We start from the raw sequence: 21,256 nt of genomic DNA, 5'->3' as shown, positions 1-21,256 counted from the left end.
GGGGCCGCGCATGATGGACGCCCGGTCGCTCGCGGAGGGCGTGCTCGCCGGAGAGCCGCGGGCCCTCGCCCGCGCGATCACGCTCGCCGAATCGGGACACGAGAGCGTGGCGGATCTGTCCGAGCGGATCTATCCCCACACCGGCCGCGCCGTCACCGTCGGCGTCACCGGCTTCCCGGGAGCCGGCAAGAGCAGCCTGGTGGATCAGCTCGTCGGCGAGTACCGCCGGCGGGGCTCGAAGGTCGGAGTGGTCGCCGTCGACCCCTCGAGCGCCTTTTCGGGCGGGGCGATTCTCGGCGACCGGGTCCGGATGATGCGGCACTCGGGCGATCCGGGGGTCTTCATCCGTTCGATGGCCACCCGCGGGCACCTCGGCGGGCTGGCCCGCGCCTCGGGGGACGCGATCGACCTGCTCGACGCCGCCGGGTACGACGTGGTTCTCATCGAGACCCTCGGCGTCGGCCAGGACGAGATCGACATCGCAGGTGTCGCCGACGCGGTCGTCGTCGTCCTCGTGCCCGGGATGGGCGACGATATCCAGGCGATCAAGGCCGGGATCCTCGAGATCGCCGACCTGTTCGTCGTGAACAAGGCCGACCGGGAGGGGGCTGATAAGCTGGTCTCGGAGATGCAGCAGATGCTGAGCCTGGTCGAGGACCGGACGGAGAAGCCCCCGATCCTGAAGACCGTGGCGATCAGAGGCGAAGGCGTTCCCGAGCTGGTCCGGGCGATCGACCGTCACGTCGCGAGGCTGGAGGCCGACGGCGGAAGGGCCGCTCGCCGCCGGCGCCGCGCGGAACAGCGGCTGAAGGACCTCGCCGAGCAGGAACTGCTGCGCCGGGCGATCCGCGAGGGCATCGGGGCCGAAGGCTGGGAGCGGCTGGTCGGGCGTCTGGCGGCCCGCGAGGTGGATCCCTACGCAGCCGTGAGCGAGTTGATCGGCAGCGGGACGCGGACGAAGGAGCGCTGAGGTGGGAGGAGTGCGCGTGAACGGGCTCGACCACATCGGGGTGGCCGTCCGGGACCCGGCGCGGAGGAGCCGGTTCTGGTCGGAGCTCCTCGGGCTGGCCCTCGAGCGCGTCGAGGAGGTCCCGGAGGAGGGCGTGCGCACCTGGTTCCTCGAGTCCGGAGGCCTCCACGTGGAGCTGCTCGAGCCGCTCGGCGAGGACACCCCGGTGGGGCGTCATCTGAGCCGCCGGGGCGAGGGGCTGCACCACGTCTGCCTGGGAGTGGGCGACATCGAGGCGATGGCGGCCAGGCTGTCCGATGCGGGGATCGTTCCCATCGGGGGAGTGCGCGACGGGGCGCGCGGCGCCCGGGTGGCGTTCCTCCACCCGAAGGACACCGGCGGGGTCCTGATCGAACTCTCCGAGCGTCCGGATCGCGGCGATTCGGACCGCCTCCCGGCGGTGGCGGTCGGCGACGTGGTGGTGGCCTGCCTCAAGGAACCGAGGGAGCGGTTGCTGGGGATCCTTTGCCGCCTCGACGAGACCGGTGTGGTGCTGGACGCCATCCCGGTGGACGCGTGGGAGGATTGGGTCGCGCAGTGGCGGCGGGGCGGGAACGGGCCGCTGGCACCCACCCTGCAGTTCGTGCCGATGGGGCGGCTGGAACGGCTTCTCGCCGATCGGGACCAGCCGGCCCTCGGCTCCTTCGAACGCCGCTTCCGCGAGCGGACGGGCCGCTCCCTGCGCGCGTCGTTCGGAAGATCGGGGGGCGAACCATGACGCGGGAGCGGCGATGCCCGAAGTGCGGCGGACCGCTCGGCCCGGAGGGGTGCCGCGGGGAGTGCGCCACCCGGGGCTCCGGCCGCGCCAAGACGGTGATGGTCGCGGCGAAGCCTGCGGCCGGTCGCGTGGCCACGCCCGAACCGGCCGGCGAGGAGCTCGCCCGGGTTCCGCTCCCGGGCGGCTGGGAAATCGTTCTCGACGTCGTCGAGGGTCCGGACTCCGGCGCGAGCTTCCCCGTGACGCGCTCCCGTGTCCTGATCGGGCGGGGTGCGGTCGACATCTCCCTCAAGGACCGCAAGGTCTCGCGACGGCACGCGAGCCTCGAGGTCTACGGGGGAAATTGCGTGCTGCTGAAGGATCTCGGCTCGACCAACGGAACCTACGTGAACGGACAGCGCGTCAGCGCCGTCGAGCTGCAGGACGGGGACGAGATCCGCGTGGGATCGACTCGGGTCACGGTGACGATCGCGATGCCCCCCGCCGGCTGATCCGGCGGCAGGAGGAGGAGATGCCGATGCGAAGACGGCTGCGGATCCTTCTTGGGCTCGCCGCCGCGCTGGCGGCGGCTGCCGCGGCCGCCGCGCCGGCGGCCCCCCAGGAGGCCCCGCGGGACGAGCCGGCGGCGGTGCGGTGGCTTCCCTTCGCCCCGCCCGCGTTCCGGCGTGCGCTCGCGGAAGACCGCCTGATCCTGCTCGTTCTCGACGTGCCCTGGTCGCCCGCGCCCGCCGAGGCCGAACGGACCCTCTGGGGCGACCCCCGAGTGCGCGCCGCGCTGGCGGAGGGTTACGTGACGGTCCGTGAGCGCGCCGACCTCCGTCCGGAGTTGGCGCGCCGCTATCCGGCGCCGGGGTGGCCGGCGGCGACGCTCCTGCTGCCGAACGGCGACCCGCTCTACTACGAGCCGCAAGACAAGCCGCCGCAGCGCCTGGCCTTCGGTCCGATGCCCGCGGAGAGGCTCGCCAGCCTGCTTTCGGAGGCCTGGGCCTTCTACCGCACGCGCCGCGAGGAGGCGGTTTCGCTCGCCCGGGAACGCGCCGCGGCCGCCGCGAAGGGGGCCGTGCCGGAGGGCGGTCCCCTCGAGGACGCCCTCGTCTGGTCGCTCCGCGATCACCTCAAGGGCCAGTTCGACCGCGAACACCGCTACTTCGGCGGGCCACCGCGCCTGCCGGAGACCGACCTCGTGTCGTTCATGCTCAAGGTCTCCGCCGAGGTCGAACAGCCCTACCGCGAGATGGCGCTCGCGGCGCTGGACACGCTGCTGGAGCACCTCGTCGACGAAGACGGCGGGATGTACCGGATGGCCCTCGGGCTGGACTGGGAGAATCCCCAGAAGGAGAAGCTGCTCGACCGGAACGCGCGGCTGCTCGAGACCTTGGCGTTGGCCTACCGCGTCACGGGACGACGGGTTTATCGCGACCGCGGCCTCGCGCTCGGCCGCCTGCTCGCGGAGAAGTTCGGGATGCCGCAGGGGGCCTTCGCGGCGGCCCTGTGCCCGGCCTGCCCCGAGGGGCGCGACGAGACGGTCCTTTCCGGGCCGAACGGCCTGGCCGCGGCGGCCCTGATCCGTGCCGGTGCGGCGTTCGGCGACGAAGGGCTCGTCAAGCGCGGTCTCGATGCCGCCCGGTTCCTGCTCGAGCACCGCTACAGGAAGGGCCGGGGCGTGGCCCGGGCGGTCGTCGGCGGGGCCGCCGTGCCTCCGAGCCTCCTGGTCCTCGACGACCTCGCGGGAGCCGCCTGGGCCTTCGTCTCCGCGTACGAGGTCTCCGGCGAGGCGCGCTGGCTCGACGCGGCGCGGGACGTGGCCCGGGTGGCGCTGAGCAACCTGAAGGCCGACGGGACGGGGGCGCTGGCCGACACCCTCACCGATCCCCGCGCCCCGGGACCGCTGCGGACGCCTCTGTTCCCCTTGCGGCCGAACGCGGAGATGGCCCGGGCGCTGGTGCGGATCTTCTACCACAACGGCAGCAAGATCTATCGCGACGGCGCGCGGGAGATCCTCCGCGCCTTCGCCGGTGATCGCGTGCGCGAGCACCGCGACATGCCGGCGTTCGCGCTGGCTGCCTACGAGTACCTTCAGCCGGCCATGTTCGCCCACGTGGTCGATCCCGGGCCCCGCGCGCGGGCCGATGCGCTGCGCCGGGCCGCGCTCGGGGTCGGTTACCCCTTCGTGCTGGTGCACACCTGGAGGCTGCCGGACGACCGGGAGGAACTGCTCCGCGTCGGACTGTCGATCACGGGCGAGCCGAGCCTGGCGCTCCGGCTCGGAATGCTCCGGTCCCGGCAAATCGTCGATCCGGCCGGCGTGTCGGCCCTCGCCTTCGACCTGACGGAGAAGGTGGCCAAGCAGAAGGAGGCGATCCGACGCCAGAAGCACCCGGAAACGGTGGAGCCGCCGCCGAAACGGCGCCGCGGAGGAGGCGAGCCGTGAGCGGGGGCGCTCGTCTCGGCGTGCTGGGAGGAAGCGGGCTTTACGCGTTCGAGGAGCTCGAAGACCGGCGCGAGGTGGAGCTCGAGACGCCCTTCGGGCGGCCCAGCGACGCGATCGTTCTCGGACGGCTCCGGGGGATCGAGGTGGCCTTCCTGGCGCGGCACGGGCGGACGCACCGCCTGCTTCCCACGGAAATCAACTTCCGCGCCAACATCTACGCCATGAAGTCGCTGGGGGTGGAGGCGATCCTTTCCGCTTCGGCGGTGGGTTCGCTCAGAGAGGAGATCCGCCCTCTCGACGTCGTCGTTCCGGACCAGTTCATCGACCGGACGCGCCACCGGGCGGACACCTTCTTCGGCGAGGGGATCGCGGCGCACGTGTCGCTTTCGGATCCCGTTTGCCCGGCGCTCGCCCGGGCGGCCGCCGACGCCGCGGAGGCCGCGGGGGCGAGGGTCCACCGGGGAGGCGTGTACCTGTGCATGGAGGGTCCCCAGTTCTCGACGCGTGCCGAGTCGGAGCTGTACCGGTCATGGGGCGCGTCGGTGATCGGCATGACGAACCTGCAAGAGGCGCGGCTCGCGCGCGAGGCGGAGATCTGCTACGCGACGCTCGCCCTCGTCACCGACTACGACTGCTGGAAAACGGACGAGCCGCCGGTGACCGTCGATGCGGTGGTCGAGCGCCTGCACCGGAACGCCGAGCGGGCGCGCCGGGCGGTGGCGGAGCTGGCGGAGCGGCTGCCCTCCTCCGGGTGCAGCTGCCGGCGCGCCCTCGACGGCGCGATCATCACGCCGGTGTCCGCGATCGACGCGCGCGTGAGGGACCGGCTCGCCCCGATCCTCTCCCGTGTCCTCGGAGGGGCAGGGGAGTCCGCGTGACCCCGGTGGACGCGTTCCAGCGCGGGTGGTAGATTGGCCAACTCATAGTTCTGCAAAGGTTTTCGCGGCTCGGTCGATGCCGATCGGCCGGCCGTCGCGAAGGAGAGGGCGCCGGTGCGGGAACTCGCCGGGAGTTTCGACGCCAAGGGGCTCCGGTTCGCGATCGCCGTGTCGCGGTTCAATGAGCGCGTCGGGAGCGCCCTCCTGTCGGGCGCCCGGGACGCTCTCGAGCGGCACGGCGTGGAGGACGGCGACGTCACGGTGGTGCGCGTTCCCGGAGCGTTCGAGATCCCGTTGGCGCTGCGCTGGCTGGCGGGCCGGGAGCCGCGCCCCGACGCACTGATCGCCCTGGGAGCGCTGGTGCGAGGGGAGACGCCCCACTTCGACCACCTCGCCGCCGCCGTCACCCGGGGGCTCGAACGACTCGCGGCCGACACGGGGCTGCCGGTCGCCAACGCCGTTCTCACCTGCGACACGGGGGAGCAGGCGCTCGACCGGGCCGGGGGAAAGGCGGGCAACAAGGGATTCGACGCGGCGATGACGGCGATCGAGATGGCGCGCCTGTTCCGCCGGATCCGGTCCGGCTGATACCGAGGGAACCGTGGGAGCCCGCCGCCGCGGCCGCGAAGCGGCTCTGAGGATGCTGTACCAGGCCGAGCTCTCCGGAGAGCCGGCCGAGGCGGTGCTGCGCGCCTATCTGAACGGGGGACTTTCCGACCGGCCGCTGGAGCCGGAGGCGAGGCGGTTCGCCGAGCGGCTGTTCCGGGGGGTGGACGAACGGCGGGACGAGCTCGACGCCCTGCTGCGCGCCGGTTCGGCCCATTGGCGGCTGGAGCGGATGGCGGTGGTGGACCGGAACGTCTTGAGGCTCGCCCTGTTCGAACTGCTCGAGGAGCGCGAGACCCCGGCGGCGGTGATCCTGGACGAGGCGGTCGAACTGGCCAAGCTGTACGGGGGCGAGGAGTCCGGGGCGTTCGTGAACGGGGTTCTCGACGGAATTCGCCGCCGGCTGGAGGCGGGCGAGCTGACGCGGGGCTGACCGGCGGGGCCCCCGGGTGGAGGCAGGGATGGCCTACGACCCCAGAGAGGTCGAGCTTCGCTGGCAGGAACGCTGGCGCCGGGAGCGCGTCTTCGAGGTCGATCCCGACCCGAGCCGGAAGAAGTTCTACTGCCTCGAGATGCTTCCCTATCCGTCCGGACAACTGCACATGGGGCATGTCCGGAACTACTCGATCGGCGATGCGGTCGCGTGGTTCCAGCGGATGCGGGGACGGAACGTCCTGCACGCGATCGGCTGGGACGCGATGGGCCTTCCAGCCGAAAACGCCGCGATCAAGCACGGCGTTCCTCCGGCGGAGTGGACCGAGCGCAACATCGCACAGATGCGGCGCCAGCTCCAGCGGATCGGGTTCAGCTACGACTGGCGCCGCGAGATCGCGACCTGCCATCCCGAGTACTACCGATGGAACCAGTGGTTCTTCCTTCGCATGCTCGAGCGGGATCTGGCCTACCGCGCGCGGAGGGCGCTGAACTGGTGCTCGCGCTGCGACACCGTTCTCGCCAACGAGCAGGTCACCCCCGCCGGGTGCTGTTGGCGTCACGAGGACACCCCGGTCTCCGTGGTGGAGCTGGAGCAGTGGTTCATCCGCACCACCCGTTACGCGGAGCGGCTCCTCGCCGGTCTCGATGAGCTCGAGGGACGCTGGCCGGAGCGCGTGATCGCGATGCAGCGGCACTGGATCGGCCGATCGGAGGGCTGCCGCTTCGCGTTCCGGGTGGAGGGGGAGGAGGAGCGGGAGATCGAGGTGTTCACCACCCGCGTGGACACGGTGTACGGCTGCTCGGCGCTGTTCCTGGCCGCCGAGCATCCCGCGGTCCTCGACCTCGCCCGGGGAACCGACCAGGAGGATGCGGTTCGCGCCTTCGTCGAGAACGAGCGGCGGCGCCCCCACGCGGTCGCCGCGGAGGACCGGGAGAAGACGGGAGTCTTCACGGGGCGCCATGCCATCAACCCGTTCAACGGCGAACGGGTGCCGATCTGGGTGGCGAACTTCGTGCTGATGGACTTCGGCACGGGGGCGGTCTTCGCCCAGCCGGCGCACGACCAGCGCGACTACGAGTTCGCGCGCAAGTACGGCCTTCCCATCCGGCCGATCGTGCGGCCCGCGGACGGCGCGCTCCCCGATCCGGAAGCGATGGAGAGCGCCTACGAGGAGGACGGCATCGTGGAGCGCTCCGGGCCGTTCTCGGGGCTCCCCTCGGCGGAAGCGAGGCGGCGAATGGCGGCCTTCGCCGCCGAGAGGGGCTTCGGGCGGCCGGAGGTGCAGTACCGGCTCAAGGACTGGGGCGTTTCGCGGCAGCGGTACTGGGGAACCCCCATCCCGGTGGTCTACTGCGACGGCTGCGGCATCGTCCCGGTCCCGGACGAGGATCTGCCCGTCATTCTGCCCCCGATCGAGGACTGGAAGGGACTCGAGGGGAGCCCCCTGGCGAGGGTGGACTCGTTCGTGAACACCTCGTGTCCGCGGTGCGGCGGCGCCGCGCGGCGCGAGACCGACACGATGGACACCTTCGTCGACTCCTCGTGGTATTTCCTGCGCTACCTCGACCCCAGGAACGACCGCCAGCCGTTCGATCCGGCGGTGGCGAAGGCCTTCATGCCGGTCGATCTGTACATCGGGGGCGTCGAGCACGCGGTCGGCCACCTCATCTACTGCCGCTTCTGGACGATGATGCTGGCCGATCTCGGTCTGCTGGAGGTCCAGGAGCCGGCGGTGCGCCTGTTCACGCAGGGTATGGTCAACGCCCCGTCGTACCGGTGCGAGGTCCACGACTACATCGCACCCGCGGAGGTCCGCCGGAAGGGGGGCGATCCCTGCTGCCCGCATTGCGGGCGGGCGGTGGAGGTCCGGGTCGAGAAAATGAGCAAGTCGAAGCTCAACTCGGTCACCCCGGACGAGCTGATCGAGCGGTACGGCGCCGATGCGATGCGCCTGTTCAGCCTGTTCGGCGGTCCGCCGGTGAAGGACCTGGAATGGTCGGAGCAGGGAATCGAGGGCACGTTCCGGTTCGCCCAGCGGGTGGCTCGCGCCTACGAACGGCTGGCGCCGCTGGTCGAGGGCCTTCCCCCCGTGCCGGAGGATCCTGCGGCGGTGGCCGCGGACCCGGACGCCGACCGGCTGAGACGCAAGACGCACCGGACGATCGTGCGCGTGACACGCGACATCGAGGAGGAGCTGCAGCTCAACACGGCGGTCGCGGCGCTGATGGAGCTGGTGAACGAGATCTACCGGGTGACGGAGGGACGCCGGGTAGAGAGGAGTTCTCCGCTCGCCGCGGCCCTCGCCGAGGCCCTGCACGTGCTCGCCCGGCTGCTCGCGCCCTTCGCTCCGCACCTCGCGGAGGAGATGAACGCCCGGATCGGCGGGCGCGACCTGCTGGCCCGCGCCCGCTGGCCCGAGGCCGATCCGGCGCTCCTCGTCGAGGAGACGGTGACGCTGCCGGTGCAGGTCAACGGAAAGCTCCGGGGTCAGGTCTCGGTTCCCCGTGGCGCGGGCGAGGCGGAAGTCGTCGAAGCGGTGAAGGCGGCCGAATCGCTGGCCCGCCATCTGGAGGGACGCACGATCCGGCGCGTCGTGCTCGTGCCCGACCGCCTGGTGAACCTGGTGGTGTCGGGTTGAGGTGGAGACTGGCGGCCCTGCTGCTCGCCGCGGCGGTTTCCGCCGCCGGATGCGGGTATCACCTCGCGGGGAGGGGCAAGGGCACGGGGGTGGTGCCGGCGACGGCCCGGACGATCGGCATTCCGCCGCTGGCCAACGAGACCGACCGGCCGGAACTCGAGCAGCGGATCACCGAGGCCCTGGTGGACGAGTTCGTCCGCCGGGGACGGCTCGTCGTGCTCCCCGGCCCGGAGGGGGCCGACCTCCTGCTCGAGGGGGCGATCATGTCGTTCAGGACCGAACCGGTCACCTTCAGCGAGCAGGGACGGTTCGACCGCGTGGAGGTGGTGGTCACCGCCCGCATCAGGCTGCTCCAGACCTCACCCGAGCTGGTGCTGTGGAGCCAGAATCACTTCGTCTTCCGGGAGCAGTACGACGTGCCGGAGTCATCGCTGGCGGAGTTCGATCCGGAGATCGTGGCGATCGACGAGATCGCGAAGGGCTTCGCCCGGTCCGCGGTCACCTCGATGCTCGAAGGTTTCTGAGCGGCCGATGGCGGGGCGGGATCCGGTCGAACTCTTCCTCGAGAGCGGGGACGGCCCGCCCGTTCTCCTGCTCGCGGGAGACGACGAGGAGGCGATCGGCGCGGCGCTGGCCCGCGTGGTCGAGGCGGTGCCCGAGGAGGAGCGCGCGGCCGCGGTGGAGCGGTTCGACGTCGCCGACCTGGCCCGAGCGCTCGACGCGGCCCGGACGCCCTCGCTGCTCGGCGGCCGGCGCGTCGTGATCGTCGATGCCGGAGCCGCGCTCGGGCCGGGCGGTGACGGCTCCGTCCGCGAACGGCTCGAGGCGCACCTCGAGCGTTTTCCCCGCCGGGAAGGGTGCGCGGCTCTGCTCGTGGTCGTCGCCCGGAGGATCGATGGCCGCTCGCGGCTCGCGAAGCGGCTGGCGGCGGAGGGTGCCCTGGCGGTGTTCGACCGGCCGAAGGAGCGGGACATGCCGGCCTGGGTCGCGGCCGAGGCGCGCCGGCGCGGCCTGACGCTCGAGCCGGCGGCCTGCCAGGCGATCGCGGACGCGGTCGGCTCGGACACGGCCCTCGCCGCGCGCGAGCTCGACAAGCTCGCCCTCGCGGCTCCGGCCGCCGGCCGGCGGGGCCGCCGGAGCGTGGCGACTCCGCTCGTCGAGGCGCTGTTGCGGCCGGGGCGGTCGGTGGGGGCGTTCGCCCTGGAAGACGCCCTCCTGGCCGGCCGCGCGGCGGAGGCGCTCGACGCGCTGGACCGGCACCTGGCGGGAGCGGGACCGGGGGCGGGACCGGCGCTCCTCGGAAGGCTGGCCGCGATCGCCCGGCGGCTCACCGTGGCGCATGCCGTCGTCTCCGGAGGGGGCGGCGAGGCGGCGGTCCGGGATGCGCTGGGGTGTCACCCCTTCGTGGCGCGGAAGTATGCCGAGGCCGCTCGCCGCGGCGGCGCGAGGGGAGAGCACGGACTGGCGGCGGCGGTCGCGGCGGACGGTATGCTCAAGAGCGGCTCCGACGCCCGCGGGGCGCTGGTGCCGGTCGTTCTCGCACTGGCCGGGGCCGGTCGCGGTGACGCGGGCGGTCCGCCGGGGCGCAGGCGCGCGCGGGGGTGAAGGTGGCGTCCCACGAGACGATCCTGATCGTCGACTTCGGCAGCCAGGTCACGCAGCTGATCGCGCGCCGGATCCGCGAGGCCGGCGTGTACGCGGAGATCGTTCCGCCCGCCCGCGCGCCGGAACGCTGGGCGGCCCCGGGCGTCCGGGGGATCGTGCTGTCGGGCGGTCCCGCTTCCGTCTACGAGGAGGGAGCGCCGCCGCTGCCCGACGGCCTGCTCGCCACCGGCCTGCCGGTGCTCGGAATCTGCTACGGGATGCAGCTGCTCGTGCACAGTGCGGGGGGCCGCGTGGAGCCGGCGCCGGCGCGCGAGTTCGGCCGCGCGGAGCTGGTGCGCGAAGGACCCTCGCAGCTCCTCAACGGGTGGCCCGAGCGCAGCGTCGTCTGGATGAGTCACGGCGACAGCATCGCCGCCCTCCCGGCGGGTATGCGCGTCACCGCCCGGACGGAGAGCGCTCCCTACGCGGTCGTCGAGGACGACGGCCGCCGGCTGTATGGCGTGCAGTTCCATCCGGAGGTCCGCCACACCGAGTACGGGACCGAGCTCCTGGCCAACTTCGCCCTGGCCATCTGCGGCTGCCGGGGCGACTGGACGATGGAAGCCTACGAGCGGGAAGCGGTGGAGGAGATCCGCCGCACGGTGGGCGAGGAGGATCGCGTCGTCTGCGCCCTTTCCGGAGGCGTGGACTCCTCGGTGATGGCGCTGTTGGTGCATCGGGCCGTCGGGGACCGCCTCACCGCGGTGTTCGTCGACAACGGCCTGCTGCGGCTGGGAGAGCGGGAACAGGTGGTGGCGACCTTCCGCGACCGCTACCGCCTTCCGGTCGAGGTGGTCGACGCGCGGGAGGAGTTTCTCGATCGTTTGCGGGGCGTCGTCGATCCGGAGGAGAAGCGGCGTCGCATCGGGCACACGTTCATCGAGGTCTTCGAACGCGCCGCATCCCGCAGCGGAGCGCGGTGGCTGGCTCAGGGAACCATCTATCCCGATCGGATCGAGTCGGCGTCCGTGTCGGGACCGTCGGCGGTGATCAAGACGCACCACAACGTGGGCGGCCTGCCCGAGCGGATGCGGCTGGGCCTCGTCGAGCCGCTCAAGTGGCTGTTCAAGGACGAGGTCCGCCGCCTGGGCGAGCGACTCGGCCTGGCACCGGCCTTCGTCCGGCGGCATCCGTTCCCCGGACCGGGGCTCGCCGTGCGCGTGCTCGGTGAGGTGACCGCCGAGCGGCTGGAGATCCTCCGGCGGGCCGACCACATCTTCCGCGAGGAGCTCGAGGTGTCGGGATGGATGGAGCGCACCTCGCAGGCCTTCGCCGTCCTGCTGCCGGTGCGGAGCGTCGGGGTGATGGGGGATGGCCGCACCTACGAGCAGGTGATCGCGCTCCGCTCGGTCGACACCGACGACTTCATGACGGCCGACTGGTCGCGGCTGCCGGAGGATCTGCTGGCGCGGGTGGCGACCCGGATCGTGGGCGAGGTTCGCGGGGTGAACCGCGTCGTCTACGACATCACCTCCAAGCCGCCGGCCACGATCGAGTGGGAGTGACCGGTCGCGGCACCGCGGGCCCGTCCGGGGCCCGCGTGTAGAATGAACAATCCGGACCGGAGGCCGACGTGGCGCGCACGCCCTTCGTTCACCTGCACAATCACACCGAATTCAGCCTGCTCGACGGGGGCCAGCGGATCCCCGATCTGATGAAGCGGGCTGCCGACCTCGGCATGCCGGCGGTCGCGATGACGGACCACGGCAACCTGTTCGGGGCGGTCCCCTTCTTCCTGGCCGCGCGGGATCACGGTCTCAAGCCGATTCTGGGGGCGGAGGTCTACGTCGCCCCGGGCAGCCGGTTCGACCGAAGCGTCGACGCCCGGCGCCGTCCCTATTACCACCTGCTGCTGATCGCCGAAACGGACGAAGGCTTCAAGAACCTGGTGAAGCTGGTCAGCGCGGGCTATCTGGAGGGGTTCTACTACCGGCCGAGGGTGGACAAGGAGCTGCTCCGCCGGCATGCGGCGGGCCTGATCGCGACTTCCGGCTGCCTGTCGGCCGAGATCCCCGTCCTCCTCCGGGCACGGGCGTACGAGGAGGCGCGCCGCGTCCTCGCCGAGTATCTCGAGATCTTCGGTCGCGATCGGTTCTACCTCGAGCTGCAGGATCACGGCCTCGAGGCGCAGCGGACGGTGAACGAAGGGATCCTGCGCCTCGCCGAGGAGACCGGGCTGCCGCTGATCGCCACCAACGACGTGCACTTCCTCACGCGCGAGGACCACGCAGCCCACGACGTTCTGATCTGCATCGGGACGGGCAAGAAGCGGAACGACGAAGGCCGCCTCCGCTATTCCCCGGAGCACTACTTCAAGTCGGCCGAGGAGATGGCCGAGCTCTTCCCCGAGCGCCCGGATGCCCTGGCGAACACGGTCGAAATCGCGGACCGGTGCCGGGTCGAGCTCGACTTCGGCCGGCATCACCTCCCGCGGTTCCCGGTGGGCGAGGGAGAGGACCTGGCGAGCGCGCTGCGGAGGAGAGCGAAAGAAGGGTTCGAGGCGCGCCGGGCCGCTTGGGAGCGCGAAGCGAAGGCGGGCCGGCTGAGGCACCCGCTGACCGACTACGAGGCGCGCCTCGAGAAGGAGCTCGACACGATCGTCGAGATGGGTTTCCCCGGCTACTTCCTCATCACCGCCGATCTCATCGGCGAGGCGAAACGGAAGGGCATCGCCGTGGGGCCCGGGCGGGGGTCGGCGGCGGGATCGCTGGTGGCCTACTGCCTCGGCATCACCGACATCGATCCGCTGCAGTACGACCTCCTCTTCGAGCGGTTTCTCAATCCCCAGCGGGTGACGATGCCCGACATCGACATCGACTTCTGCTTCCGCCGGAGGGGAGAGATCATCGACTACGTGACCGAGAAGTACGGCCGGGAGAACGTGGCGCAGATCATCACCTTCGGAACGCTGGCCGCCAGGGCCGCGATTCGGGATGCCGGACGGGTCCTCGACCTCCCTTACCCGGAGGTCGATCGGATCGCCAAGCTGGTTCCGGAGGCGATCGGCACGAAGCTCAGCGAGGCGATCGAGGAGGTGCCGGCCCTGGCGGAGATGTACCGGCGCGGCGGCCCGGAGAGGGAGCTGCTCGACGTCGCGATGCGAATCGAGGGGATGCCGCGCCACGCGAGCGTTCACGCGGCGGGGGTGGTGATCACCCCGGAGCCGGTCGTCGAGTACGTTCCGCTCTTCCGGACGAACCGCGACGAGATCACCACACAGTGGGCCAAGGACGAGGTCGAGAAGGTCGGCCTGCTGAAGATGGACTTCCTCGGGCTGAAGACGCTGACCCTCATCGAGGACTGCCTCGCGTCGATCGAGGCGGCGGGATTGCCGAAGCCCGACCTCGACCGCATCCCCCTCGACGACCCCGAAACCTACGAGCTATTCGGCCGGGGGGACACCTCGGGCGTGTTCCAGTTCGAGTCCTCGGGGATGCGGGATATCCTGCGCCGGTTGAAGCCGCAGAAGTTCGAAGATCTCATCGCTCTCAACGCGTTGTACCGGCCGGGACCGCTCGGCTCCGGGATGATCGAGGACTTCATCCAGCGCCGTCACGGGCGCGTGCCGGTCACCTATCCCCACCCGCTGACGGAGCCGATCCTGAAGGAGACGTACGGCGTGATCGTGTATCAGGAGCAGGTGATGCAGATCGCGTCGGTGATGGCCGGCTACTCGCTGGGGGAGGCCGACCTCCTGCGGCGGGCCATGGGGAAAAAGAAGCGCGAGGTGATGGAAGCCGAACGGGAGCGCTTCGTGGCCGGAGCGGAGAAGCGGGGGGTCAGCCGGCGGGATGCCGAGCGGATCTTCGAACTCATGGCCCACTTCGCCGGCTACGGCTTCAACAAATCCCACTCCGCGGCCTACGCGCTCGTGGCCTACCGGACGGCGTACCTGAAGGCCCACTATCGCGTGCACTTCATGGCCGCCCAGCTGACGAGCGAGAAGGACCACACCGACAAGCTGGTCGAGTACGTGGCGGCCTGCCGCGAGGCGGGCGTGGAGATTCTCCCGCCGAGCATCAACCGGAGCGGGCGGTACTTCGAGGTCGAGGGCGACAAGATCCGCTTCGGCCTGGCGGCGATCAAGGGGGTGGGGGAGGGATCGGTGGACGCGATCCTCGAGGCGCGGCGGCGGCTCGGACGCTTCGAGTCCTTGGATCAGCTCTGCACCGAGGTCGATCGGAAGGCGATCAACCGGCGCGTCCTCGAGGCCCTCATCAAGTCCGGGGCCCTGGACGAGCTGGGCGATCGGGCGGCCCTGTTCGCGGCGCTGGACGGAGCCCTCGAGCGGGGTGCGCGGGCGGCGAGCGACCGGGCGGCGGGTCAGGCGTCGCTGTTCGGTGGGGGAGAGGGAATCACCGCGCCCGCCCCTCGGCCTCCCGAGGTGCCGGCGTGGTCCGACCGCGAGCGACTCGCCGGTGAGAAGGAAGCGCTCGGCTTCTACCTGTCCGGCCATCCCCTCGACGAGCACGCGGAGCGGCTCGCGCGCGTCACCACGCACCGGATCGCCGAGCTGGGCGCGGCGGGGGAGGTGGCCGTCGGCGGCATGATCAGCGGGCTGAGGCGGCGGCGCACGCGGGCGGGCGAGTGGATGGCGGTGTTCAACCTGGAGGACACGACGGGACACGTGGAGTGCGTCGTGTTCCCCAAGCTCTTCGGGGAGGTGCAGGACCGTCTCGAGGACGGCGCGATCGTGGTCGTCGCCGGGCGGGCCGAGGGGGGGGAGGGGGAGTTCCGGCTTCTCGCGGAGTCGGTCCATTCCCTCGAGGACGCGCCCGAGCGGGCGGCCGACGGGCTGACGATCGTCCTCCGCGCGGACGGTGCGCCGGTCCCGATCGAACGGCTGGAGCGGGTGCTGGAGTCTTACCCGGGCTCGACGCCGGTCTACTTCGAGGTGGTGCGCCCGGGAGCCTTCCGCGTCTGGCTCGAGGCGGGGAGCGGCCACCGCGTCAGCGGCGGCCGCGAACTCATCGGCGAACTCCGTCGGCTGGTGGGTCCCGACGCCGTCCGGCCGGGCCGGCCGGGCTGAGCCCGCCGGCCGTCAGAGCCACTTCTCGAGCAGCTCGGGGGTCAGCCGCGCCGGGTGGCCCCTCCAGACGATCTTGCCGTCCTTGACCACGGCCGCGGCGGGGATGCTGCTCACGTTGAAGGCCCGGCTCATCTCGCCGTTTTCCTTGGCGATCGGATACGTCAGGTGGTTGTCGGCGATGAACTGCTGGACCTTCTCCTCGGTGGCGCTCCGGGTGATCTTGGTCAGGCCGATCACTTGCAGGCCGCGGTCCTTGTAACGCTCCCAGGTCTGCTCGATCTTCGGCACCTCGCGACGGCAGTGCGGGCACCACTGCTCCCAGAAGATCAGCAGCGTCGTTCCCTTCGAGGGCCACTGGACGAGCTCGCGCCCCTGGAACCACTTCTCGATCCCGAGCTCCTTCGGGGCGGGGCGACCGAGGACCGACAGCATCTGGTTCAGGCGGGCCGCTTGCCGCTGGGCGGCCGTGCCCCCGTACTCGCGGTTGAGCCGCTGGATCCGGGCGCGGGCGGTCTCGACGTCGCCGGCCTGGAGCGCCTGATCGGCTTCCTGGTACAGCCGGCGCGCCTCCTGCTCGCGGGCCGGATCGGGAGCTGCGGCCCGCTGGCGGGCCTCCAGCGCCCGCAGCCGGCGCTCGAGGTCGGCGACCTTCTTCTCGAGCGCCTCGAGACGGGCGTCGGTGGAGGATCCGGCATCCTGCGCAGCCGGGGCCGGCTCCCGGGATCGCTCCTTCCGGCGCTCCTTCGCGAACGGCACGGCCGGGGCGGCCAGGAGGAGAACGGCGGCGAGTGCGGCGGCGGACAGGCGAACCTTCATCGTCTCGTCTCCCGGTTGTCGAACGCCGCGGCGAGCGGGCGCGGCGGCGGGATTCTACCGCGAGCCGCCGGGAGCCGCCCCGCGGTTGCCGCAGGGGGACCGCTGCGCTAGGCTCGCCTTCTTTTCTGACGAGGCCGTGCGGCCCTCGCCCGGGAGGCTTGTGCATGGAGCGGTACGTCTTCACCTCCGAGTCGGTCACGGAGGGGCATCCCGACAAGCTCGCCGACCAGATCTCGGACGCCGTGCTCGACGCGGTTCTCAAGAAGGACCCGGTGGGGAGGGTGGCCTGCGAGACGCTGGTCACCACCGGCCTCGCGCTCGTCGCCGGGGAGATCACCACGGCGGCGTTCATCGATTTCCAGGAGGTCGTGCGCGGGACGATCGAGGCGGTCGGCTACACCGATCCCGCCTTCGGCTTCGACGCGAAGACCTGCTGCGTGATGGCCACGATCGACGAGCAGTCTCCGGACATCAAGATCGGCGTGGACAAGGACGGAGCCGGCGATCAGGGGCTCATGTTCGGCTACGCCTGCCGTGAAACGCCGGAGCTGATGCCGCTGCCGATCATGCTGGCGCACCGCATCTGCCAGCGGCTCGCGTTGCTGCGGCGTTCGGGCGAACTGCCGTATCTCCGGCCCGACGGGAAGAGCCAGGTCACGGTCGAGTACGAGGGGGACCGGCCGGTGCGGGTGCCGGCGGTGGTGGTGAGCACCCAGCACGACGACGACGTCACCCACGAGCGGATCCGGCGCGACGTCATCGAACAGGTGATCCGTGCGGTGATCCCGCCGGAGATGCTCGACGAGGACACCCGGTACCACGTCAACCCGACGGGCCGGTTCGTCGTCGGAGGCCCGCACGGCGACACCGGCCTCACCGGCCGGAAGATCATCGTCGATACCTACGGCGGGGTCGGCCATCACGGGGGCGGCGCCTTTTCCGGCAAGGACCCGACCAAGGTGGACCGCTCGGCTTCCTACATGGCCCGGAAGGTGGCGAAGAACATCGTCGCCGGCGGCCTCGCCGACCGATGCGAGGTGCAGCTCGCCTACGCGATCGGCGTCGCGGAGCCGGTCTCGGTGCGAGTGATGACTTTCGGTACCGGGAAGGTCCCGGAGTCGCAGCTCGAGCGGGCGGTCCGCGAGGTGTTCCCGCTGACGCCCCGCGGGATCATCGAGCATCTCCAGCTGCGGCGGCCGATCTACCGCAAAACGGCCGCGTACGGCCACTTCGGCCGGGAGGACGCCGATTTCACGTGGGAGGCGGTCGACATGGTCGACCGCCTGACCAAGGTCGTGAACGGTTGAGGCGGTCCGCGGCGGGCGCCGGCCGCGGCGTGCGGACCGGCTCCGGCGGGTAACGGGAGGAGTGCCCTGATGACGTACGACGTCAAGGATCTCGGTCTGGCGCGCAGCGGCAAGGAGAGGATCGAGTGGGCGGACCGGACGATGCCGGTGCTGCGCTCGATCCGCGAGGACTTCGCCCGCCGCAAGCCGCTCCGCGGAGTCAAGATCGCCGCCTGCCTCCACGTCACCACGGAGACGGCCAATCTCGTCAGGACGCTGAAGGCGGGGGGCGCCCGGGTGGCCCTGTGCGCCAGCAACCCGCTCTCCACCCAGGACGACACGGCGGCTTCGCTGGTGAAGGACTACAAGATCCCCGTGTTCGCGGTGAACGGCGCGAGCCACAAGCTCTACTACGAGCACATCCACCGGGCGCTGGAGATCGGTCCCAACGTGACGATGGACGACGGGTGCGATCTCGTGTCGACCGTTCACAGCGAGCGGAGAGAGCTCCTCGACGACGTCATCGGGGGAACCGAGGAGACGACGACGGGCGTGATCCGGCTCCGGGCCATGGCCGGGGACGGATCCCTGGCCTACCCGGTCATCGCGGTCAACGACGCGTTGACGAAGCATCTGTTCGACAACCGGTACGGGACGGGTCAGAGCACCCTCGACGGCGTGCTCCGGGCGACCAACCTGCTGGTCTCCGGCATGACCGTCGTGGTGGCCGGATACGGTTGGTGCGGTCGGGGCATCGCCAGCCGGGCCATGGGGCTCGGCGCTCAGGTGATCGTGTGCGAGGTGGATCCGTTGAGGGCCCTTCAGGCGAAGATGGACGGGTTCCGCGTGCTCCCGATGAGCGCCGCGGCCCGGGAGGGCGACCTCTTCCTGACGGCCACCGGCAACAAGCACGTGATCCGGGAGGAGCACTTCCGCCGGATGAAGCACGGGGCGGTGGTGGCGAACTCGGGCCACTTCAACGTCGAGATCGACATTCCGGCGCTCGAGAAGCTGTCGAAGAGCAAGCGCCGCGTGCGCGGCGTGGTCGACGTCTACACGCTGCGCGACGGCCGGGAGATCGCGCTCCTCGCCGAGGGGCGCCTGGTGAACCTCTCGGCGGCGGAGGGGCATCCGGCATCCGTGATGGACATGTCGTTCGCGAATCAAGCGATGGCCGTCGAGCATCTGGTCAAGCAGGCTGGTCGGCTCGAACCGGGTGTGTACAAGGTGCCCGAGGCGATCGATCGGAAGGTGGCTGCCCTCAAGCTCCGCGCGATGGGGGTGAGGATCGATCGGCTCACCGCGGAGCAGCGGGCCTACCTGGCCTCCTGGCAGGAAGGAACGTAGGCCGAGCGGAGCCGCCGCCTCAGCGGGCCCGGGCGAGCAGCGCGGTCCCGCCGGCGGCGAGCAGGGCGGGGGGGAGCCAGACGGCGAGCTCCGGTGCGAGCGCCCCCTCGCGGCCGAACGACGTCGTGACCGCCCACAGCGACCAGAAGGCGAAGGTGATCAGCAGCGCCAGCCCGAACCCGTAGCGGGAGCGGTGCCGCGTGCCCCCGGAGAGCATCAGGGGGGCGCCGAGGAGGACGAGGAGCACCGGGAGGAGCGGCTGGGCGAGCTTCTCGTAGAGCCCGACCCGGAGCGGCGTGGCGTCATAGCCGCTCCTGGCGACCCTCTGGAGGTGGGCGCGGAGTTCGGCGAAGCTCATCTGGTCGGCCAGGCGACGGCCGAGGAGGAGGCGCCGCCGCGTCTCGCCGAAGGTCTCCGGGGGTTCGGACAGGGGCGAGGCGTAGGTGTCGAAGGTCTCGTATCGGGGGGGTGCGGCGTCGGGTCGGAAGACGCGGCGCCAGCCGCGGGTGAACCGCCACGTTCCGTCCACGAAACGCGCCTGCCGCGCCTCGATCCGCTCGACGATCCTCGCCGTCGCCGGATCGACGAGGGTCACGGAGGGGGCGAGGATGGTCTTCCGGCGTCCGTCCCAGCCGAGCATCGACCAGAGCGCTCCGTCCTCTCCGACCAGCCACCGCCGTCCGGTCTGGATGTCGTCGGTCGAGGGGCGGCCCCGGAGCCGTTCGAGAGCCCGCTGGGACTCGCGGGCCGCCGCCGGAACGAGGGTTTCCTGGGTGAGGGCGTAGACGGCGCTCACCGCCAGAGTCGCCAGAAGCAGGGGCGCCGCGATCCGCGGTGGCCCGATGCCGGAGGCCTTGAGGGCCACGATCTCGCCCGCCTGGGCGATGACGGCGAGGCTGACCATGGCCGCGAACAGCGCGGCGATCGGCAGGAGGAACCTCAACCGGCCCGGAAGGGCCAGCCCCACGTAGGCGAGGAGGTCTCCCCAGGGGAGATCCCGCCGGTCGGGGGAGATCGCCTCGAAGCCCTCCTTGAACTCGAGGACGGAGGTCAGCAAGAGGAGCACCGCCAGCCCGGCGGCGAGATAGCGCAGATGCCCGGCGGTGAGGTAGGCGTCGAGCCGGGTGAAGCCCGCCCACCGCTCGGGTCGAAAGCCGCCGCCCGCCGGCCGCCGTCGCCCGAACCGCGGCAGCAGCCCCGCGAGACGCGTGGCGAACGGGAGGCGGCGCCGGTGCCCCAATCGCAACCAGAGCACGACGGCCCACAGGCCGACGAGGCCGTCGGGGAGCCAGGGCCCCAACCAGGGAGGCCAGGTGCCCTGTTCGGAAAGGCCGAGCCCGACGTTGAGCACGAGCCAGAAGAGGAAAATGATCGACAGCGCCTGGCTGAGGCCGACGAACCGGCCACCCCGCCGGGAGCGCACCGCGAGTGGAAAGGCGGCCAGGGCCAAGGCGAGAACCGCCACCGGGAGCGCCCACCGGCGGTGCCACTCGAGGCGGGCCTTCCGCAGGCGGACGCGCGCGGCCAGACGGCGCCCGGCCGACCGGGCCTCCGCGGCTTCCTTCGCATACTTCCGGATCAGCGCGGGGAGGGCGGCGCCGACCGCATCGCGGTGGTCCCGGCGCCGCGAGCCGACCAGGGCCTGAAACGCCGCATCGGGGGGGAAAGTCATCGTGAACCGGCTGAACCGGATGACGCTGTAGCCGCCGCGGCCGGGCTGCCAGAGGTGCCGCTCGCCGTCGTCGAGCAGGAGGCTGACACGTCCGGTCTCGCGGTCGAAGACGGCTCGGCCCCGAGCGGCGACGACCAGCGAGGCGACCGAGCGGTCGGGCGCCTCCTGGTGCAGGAGGATCCCCTCCAGGACGCGACCCTGGCCCGGGGCATCCGCGGCGGAGCGGGCGTAGAGCACCGTCCCGGGCAGCCGGTTGTAGAAGACACCCGGATCGATCTCCCGGGAGAGGTCTCGGGACCGGACGACCTCGGCGGCGAGGCTGCGCGCGTGCACGTTCCCGAGCGGCACCAGGAAGTGGGCGGTGAGGAGGCTCGCCGCGGTCGCCACCACCGCCGCTCCCAACAGCGGGCGGGCCAGGCGGGCCGGCGCGATTCCGGCCGCCTGGAGGGCGACCACCTCGTGCTGGGAGGCCATCCGGCCGATCCCGACGAGCGTGGCCAGCAGGACCGCCATCGGGAGGGTCAGGATCAGCAGGTAGGGGAGCTTGGCGAGGACGAAACCGAGAACGAGCCGAACCGGGACCCGCTTTTCGATCGTCTGCCGGGCCAGGAGGAAGAGGTAGTTGATCAGGAGAACGAAGGTGAAGCCCGCGAGCCCGAAGGCGAAGGGAGCGCCGAACTCCTTCAGCACGTACCGATCGACCCGCGCGCGCGGCATGGCTCGCTGGCGCTCCTTGCCCGCCGTGT

Annotated in this window: 16 protein-coding genes; 14 read left to right on the top strand and 2 right to left on the bottom strand. The window is 71.5% G+C overall.

The window, feature by feature from the left end; genetic code table 11:
- Window positions 1–10 precede the first annotated feature (10 nt).
- From meaB to D6718_12620, 12 genes are all read left to right on the top strand, one after another.
- Window positions 11–970, top strand: a complete 960-nt coding sequence (gene meaB / locus D6718_12675) for a methylmalonyl Co-A mutase-associated GTPase MeaB (protein RMG43291.1) — start codon at window positions 11–13, stop codon at window positions 968–970.
- 16 nt (window positions 971–986) lie between these two features.
- Window positions 987–1,727, top strand: a complete 741-nt coding sequence (gene mce / locus D6718_12670) for a methylmalonyl-CoA epimerase (GenBank protein RMG43290.1) — start codon at window positions 987–989, stop codon at window positions 1,725–1,727.
- Entirely contained in the window at window positions 1,724–2,218 is a 495-nt protein-coding gene (locus D6718_12665; GenBank protein ID RMG43289.1) for an FHA domain-containing protein, read from the top strand. Before mce ends, D6718_12665 begins: the two co-directional genes overlap by 4 nt.
- Before the next feature lie 20 nt (window positions 2,219–2,238).
- A complete protein-coding gene (locus tag D6718_12660) occupies window positions 2,239–4,158 on the top strand; it encodes a thioredoxin domain-containing protein (protein RMG43288.1) in 1,920 nt (639 codons plus the stop codon).
- Window positions 4,155–5,036, top strand: a complete 882-nt coding sequence (gene mtnP / locus D6718_12655) for an S-methyl-5'-thioadenosine phosphorylase (protein RMG43287.1) — start codon at window positions 4,155–4,157, stop codon at window positions 5,034–5,036. The genes D6718_12660 and mtnP overlap by 4 nt, the downstream gene beginning before the upstream one ends.
- Window positions 5,037–5,150: 114 nt before the next feature.
- Window positions 5,151–5,624 carry a 6,7-dimethyl-8-ribityllumazine synthase gene (locus D6718_12650; GenBank protein RMG43286.1) on the top strand — a complete coding sequence of 158 codons (474 nt, stop codon included), beginning with the start codon at window positions 5,151–5,153 and terminating at the stop codon, window positions 5,622–5,624.
- A gap of 13 nt (window positions 5,625–5,637) precedes the next feature.
- The gene (gene nusB / locus D6718_12645; protein ID RMG43285.1) at window positions 5,638–6,075 is read left to right on the top strand and encodes a transcription antitermination factor NusB; all 438 of its coding nucleotides are present in this window, start codon (window positions 5,638–5,640) and stop codon (window positions 6,073–6,075) included.
- Window positions 6,076–6,103: 28 nt separating this feature from the next.
- Window positions 6,104–8,716: a leucine--tRNA ligase gene (locus D6718_12640; GenBank protein ID RMG43284.1), complete on the top strand. Its 2,613-nt coding sequence runs from the start codon at window positions 6,104–6,106 to the stop codon at window positions 8,714–8,716.
- Window positions 8,629–9,240: a hypothetical protein gene (locus D6718_12635; GenBank protein RMG43299.1), complete on the top strand. Its 612-nt coding sequence runs from the start codon at window positions 8,629–8,631 to the stop codon at window positions 9,238–9,240. The genes D6718_12640 and D6718_12635 overlap by 88 nt, the downstream gene beginning before the upstream one ends.
- 7 nt (window positions 9,241–9,247) lie before the next feature.
- Entirely contained in the window at window positions 9,248–10,321 is a 1,074-nt protein-coding gene (gene holA / locus D6718_12630) for a DNA polymerase III subunit delta (protein RMG43283.1), read from the top strand.
- Window positions 10,322–10,323: 2 nt separating this feature from the next.
- On the top strand, window positions 10,324–11,865 hold the full coding sequence (locus D6718_12625; GenBank protein RMG43298.1) for a glutamine-hydrolyzing GMP synthase: 1,542 nt from the start codon (window positions 10,324–10,326) through the stop codon (window positions 11,863–11,865).
- 68 nt (window positions 11,866–11,933) lie between these two features.
- The gene (locus D6718_12620; protein ID RMG43282.1) at window positions 11,934–15,389 is read left to right on the top strand and encodes a DNA polymerase III subunit alpha; all 3,456 of its coding nucleotides are present in this window, start codon (window positions 11,934–11,936) and stop codon (window positions 15,387–15,389) included.
- Window positions 15,390–15,401: 12 nt separating this feature from the next.
- On the opposite strand, the gene D6718_12615 is transcribed toward D6718_12620, so the two are convergent.
- On the bottom strand, window positions 15,402–16,205 hold the full coding sequence (locus D6718_12615) for a hypothetical protein (GenBank protein RMG43281.1): 804 nt from the start codon (window positions 16,203–16,205) through the stop codon (window positions 15,402–15,404).
- A 158-nt stretch (window positions 16,206–16,363) separates the two neighbouring features.
- Here D6718_12615 and D6718_12610 point away from each other — a divergent pair, with 158 nt between their 5' ends.
- A complete protein-coding gene (locus tag D6718_12610; protein RMG43280.1) occupies window positions 16,364–17,512 on the top strand; it encodes a methionine adenosyltransferase in 1,149 nt (382 codons plus the stop codon).
- 69 nt (window positions 17,513–17,581) lie between these two features.
- Entirely contained in the window at window positions 17,582–18,838 is a 1,257-nt protein-coding gene (locus D6718_12605; protein RMG43279.1) for an adenosylhomocysteinase, read from the top strand.
- Between the two features lie 19 nt (window positions 18,839–18,857).
- On the opposite strand, the gene D6718_12600 is transcribed toward D6718_12605, so the two are convergent.
- Window positions 18,858–21,227, bottom strand: coding sequence for a YjgP/YjgQ family permease (locus tag D6718_12600; GenBank protein RMG43278.1), 2,370 nt, complete (start codon window positions 21,225–21,227; stop codon window positions 18,858–18,860).
- Window positions 21,228–21,256: the final 29 nt, after the last annotated feature.

The organism is Acidobacteriota bacterium (assembly GCA_003696075.1).
Lineage (GTDB): Bacteria > Acidobacteriota > Polarisedimenticolia > J045 > J045 > J045.
Note: the sequence above shows the minus strand (reverse complement) of the source record. Positions and strands in the feature narration are given on the sequence as shown.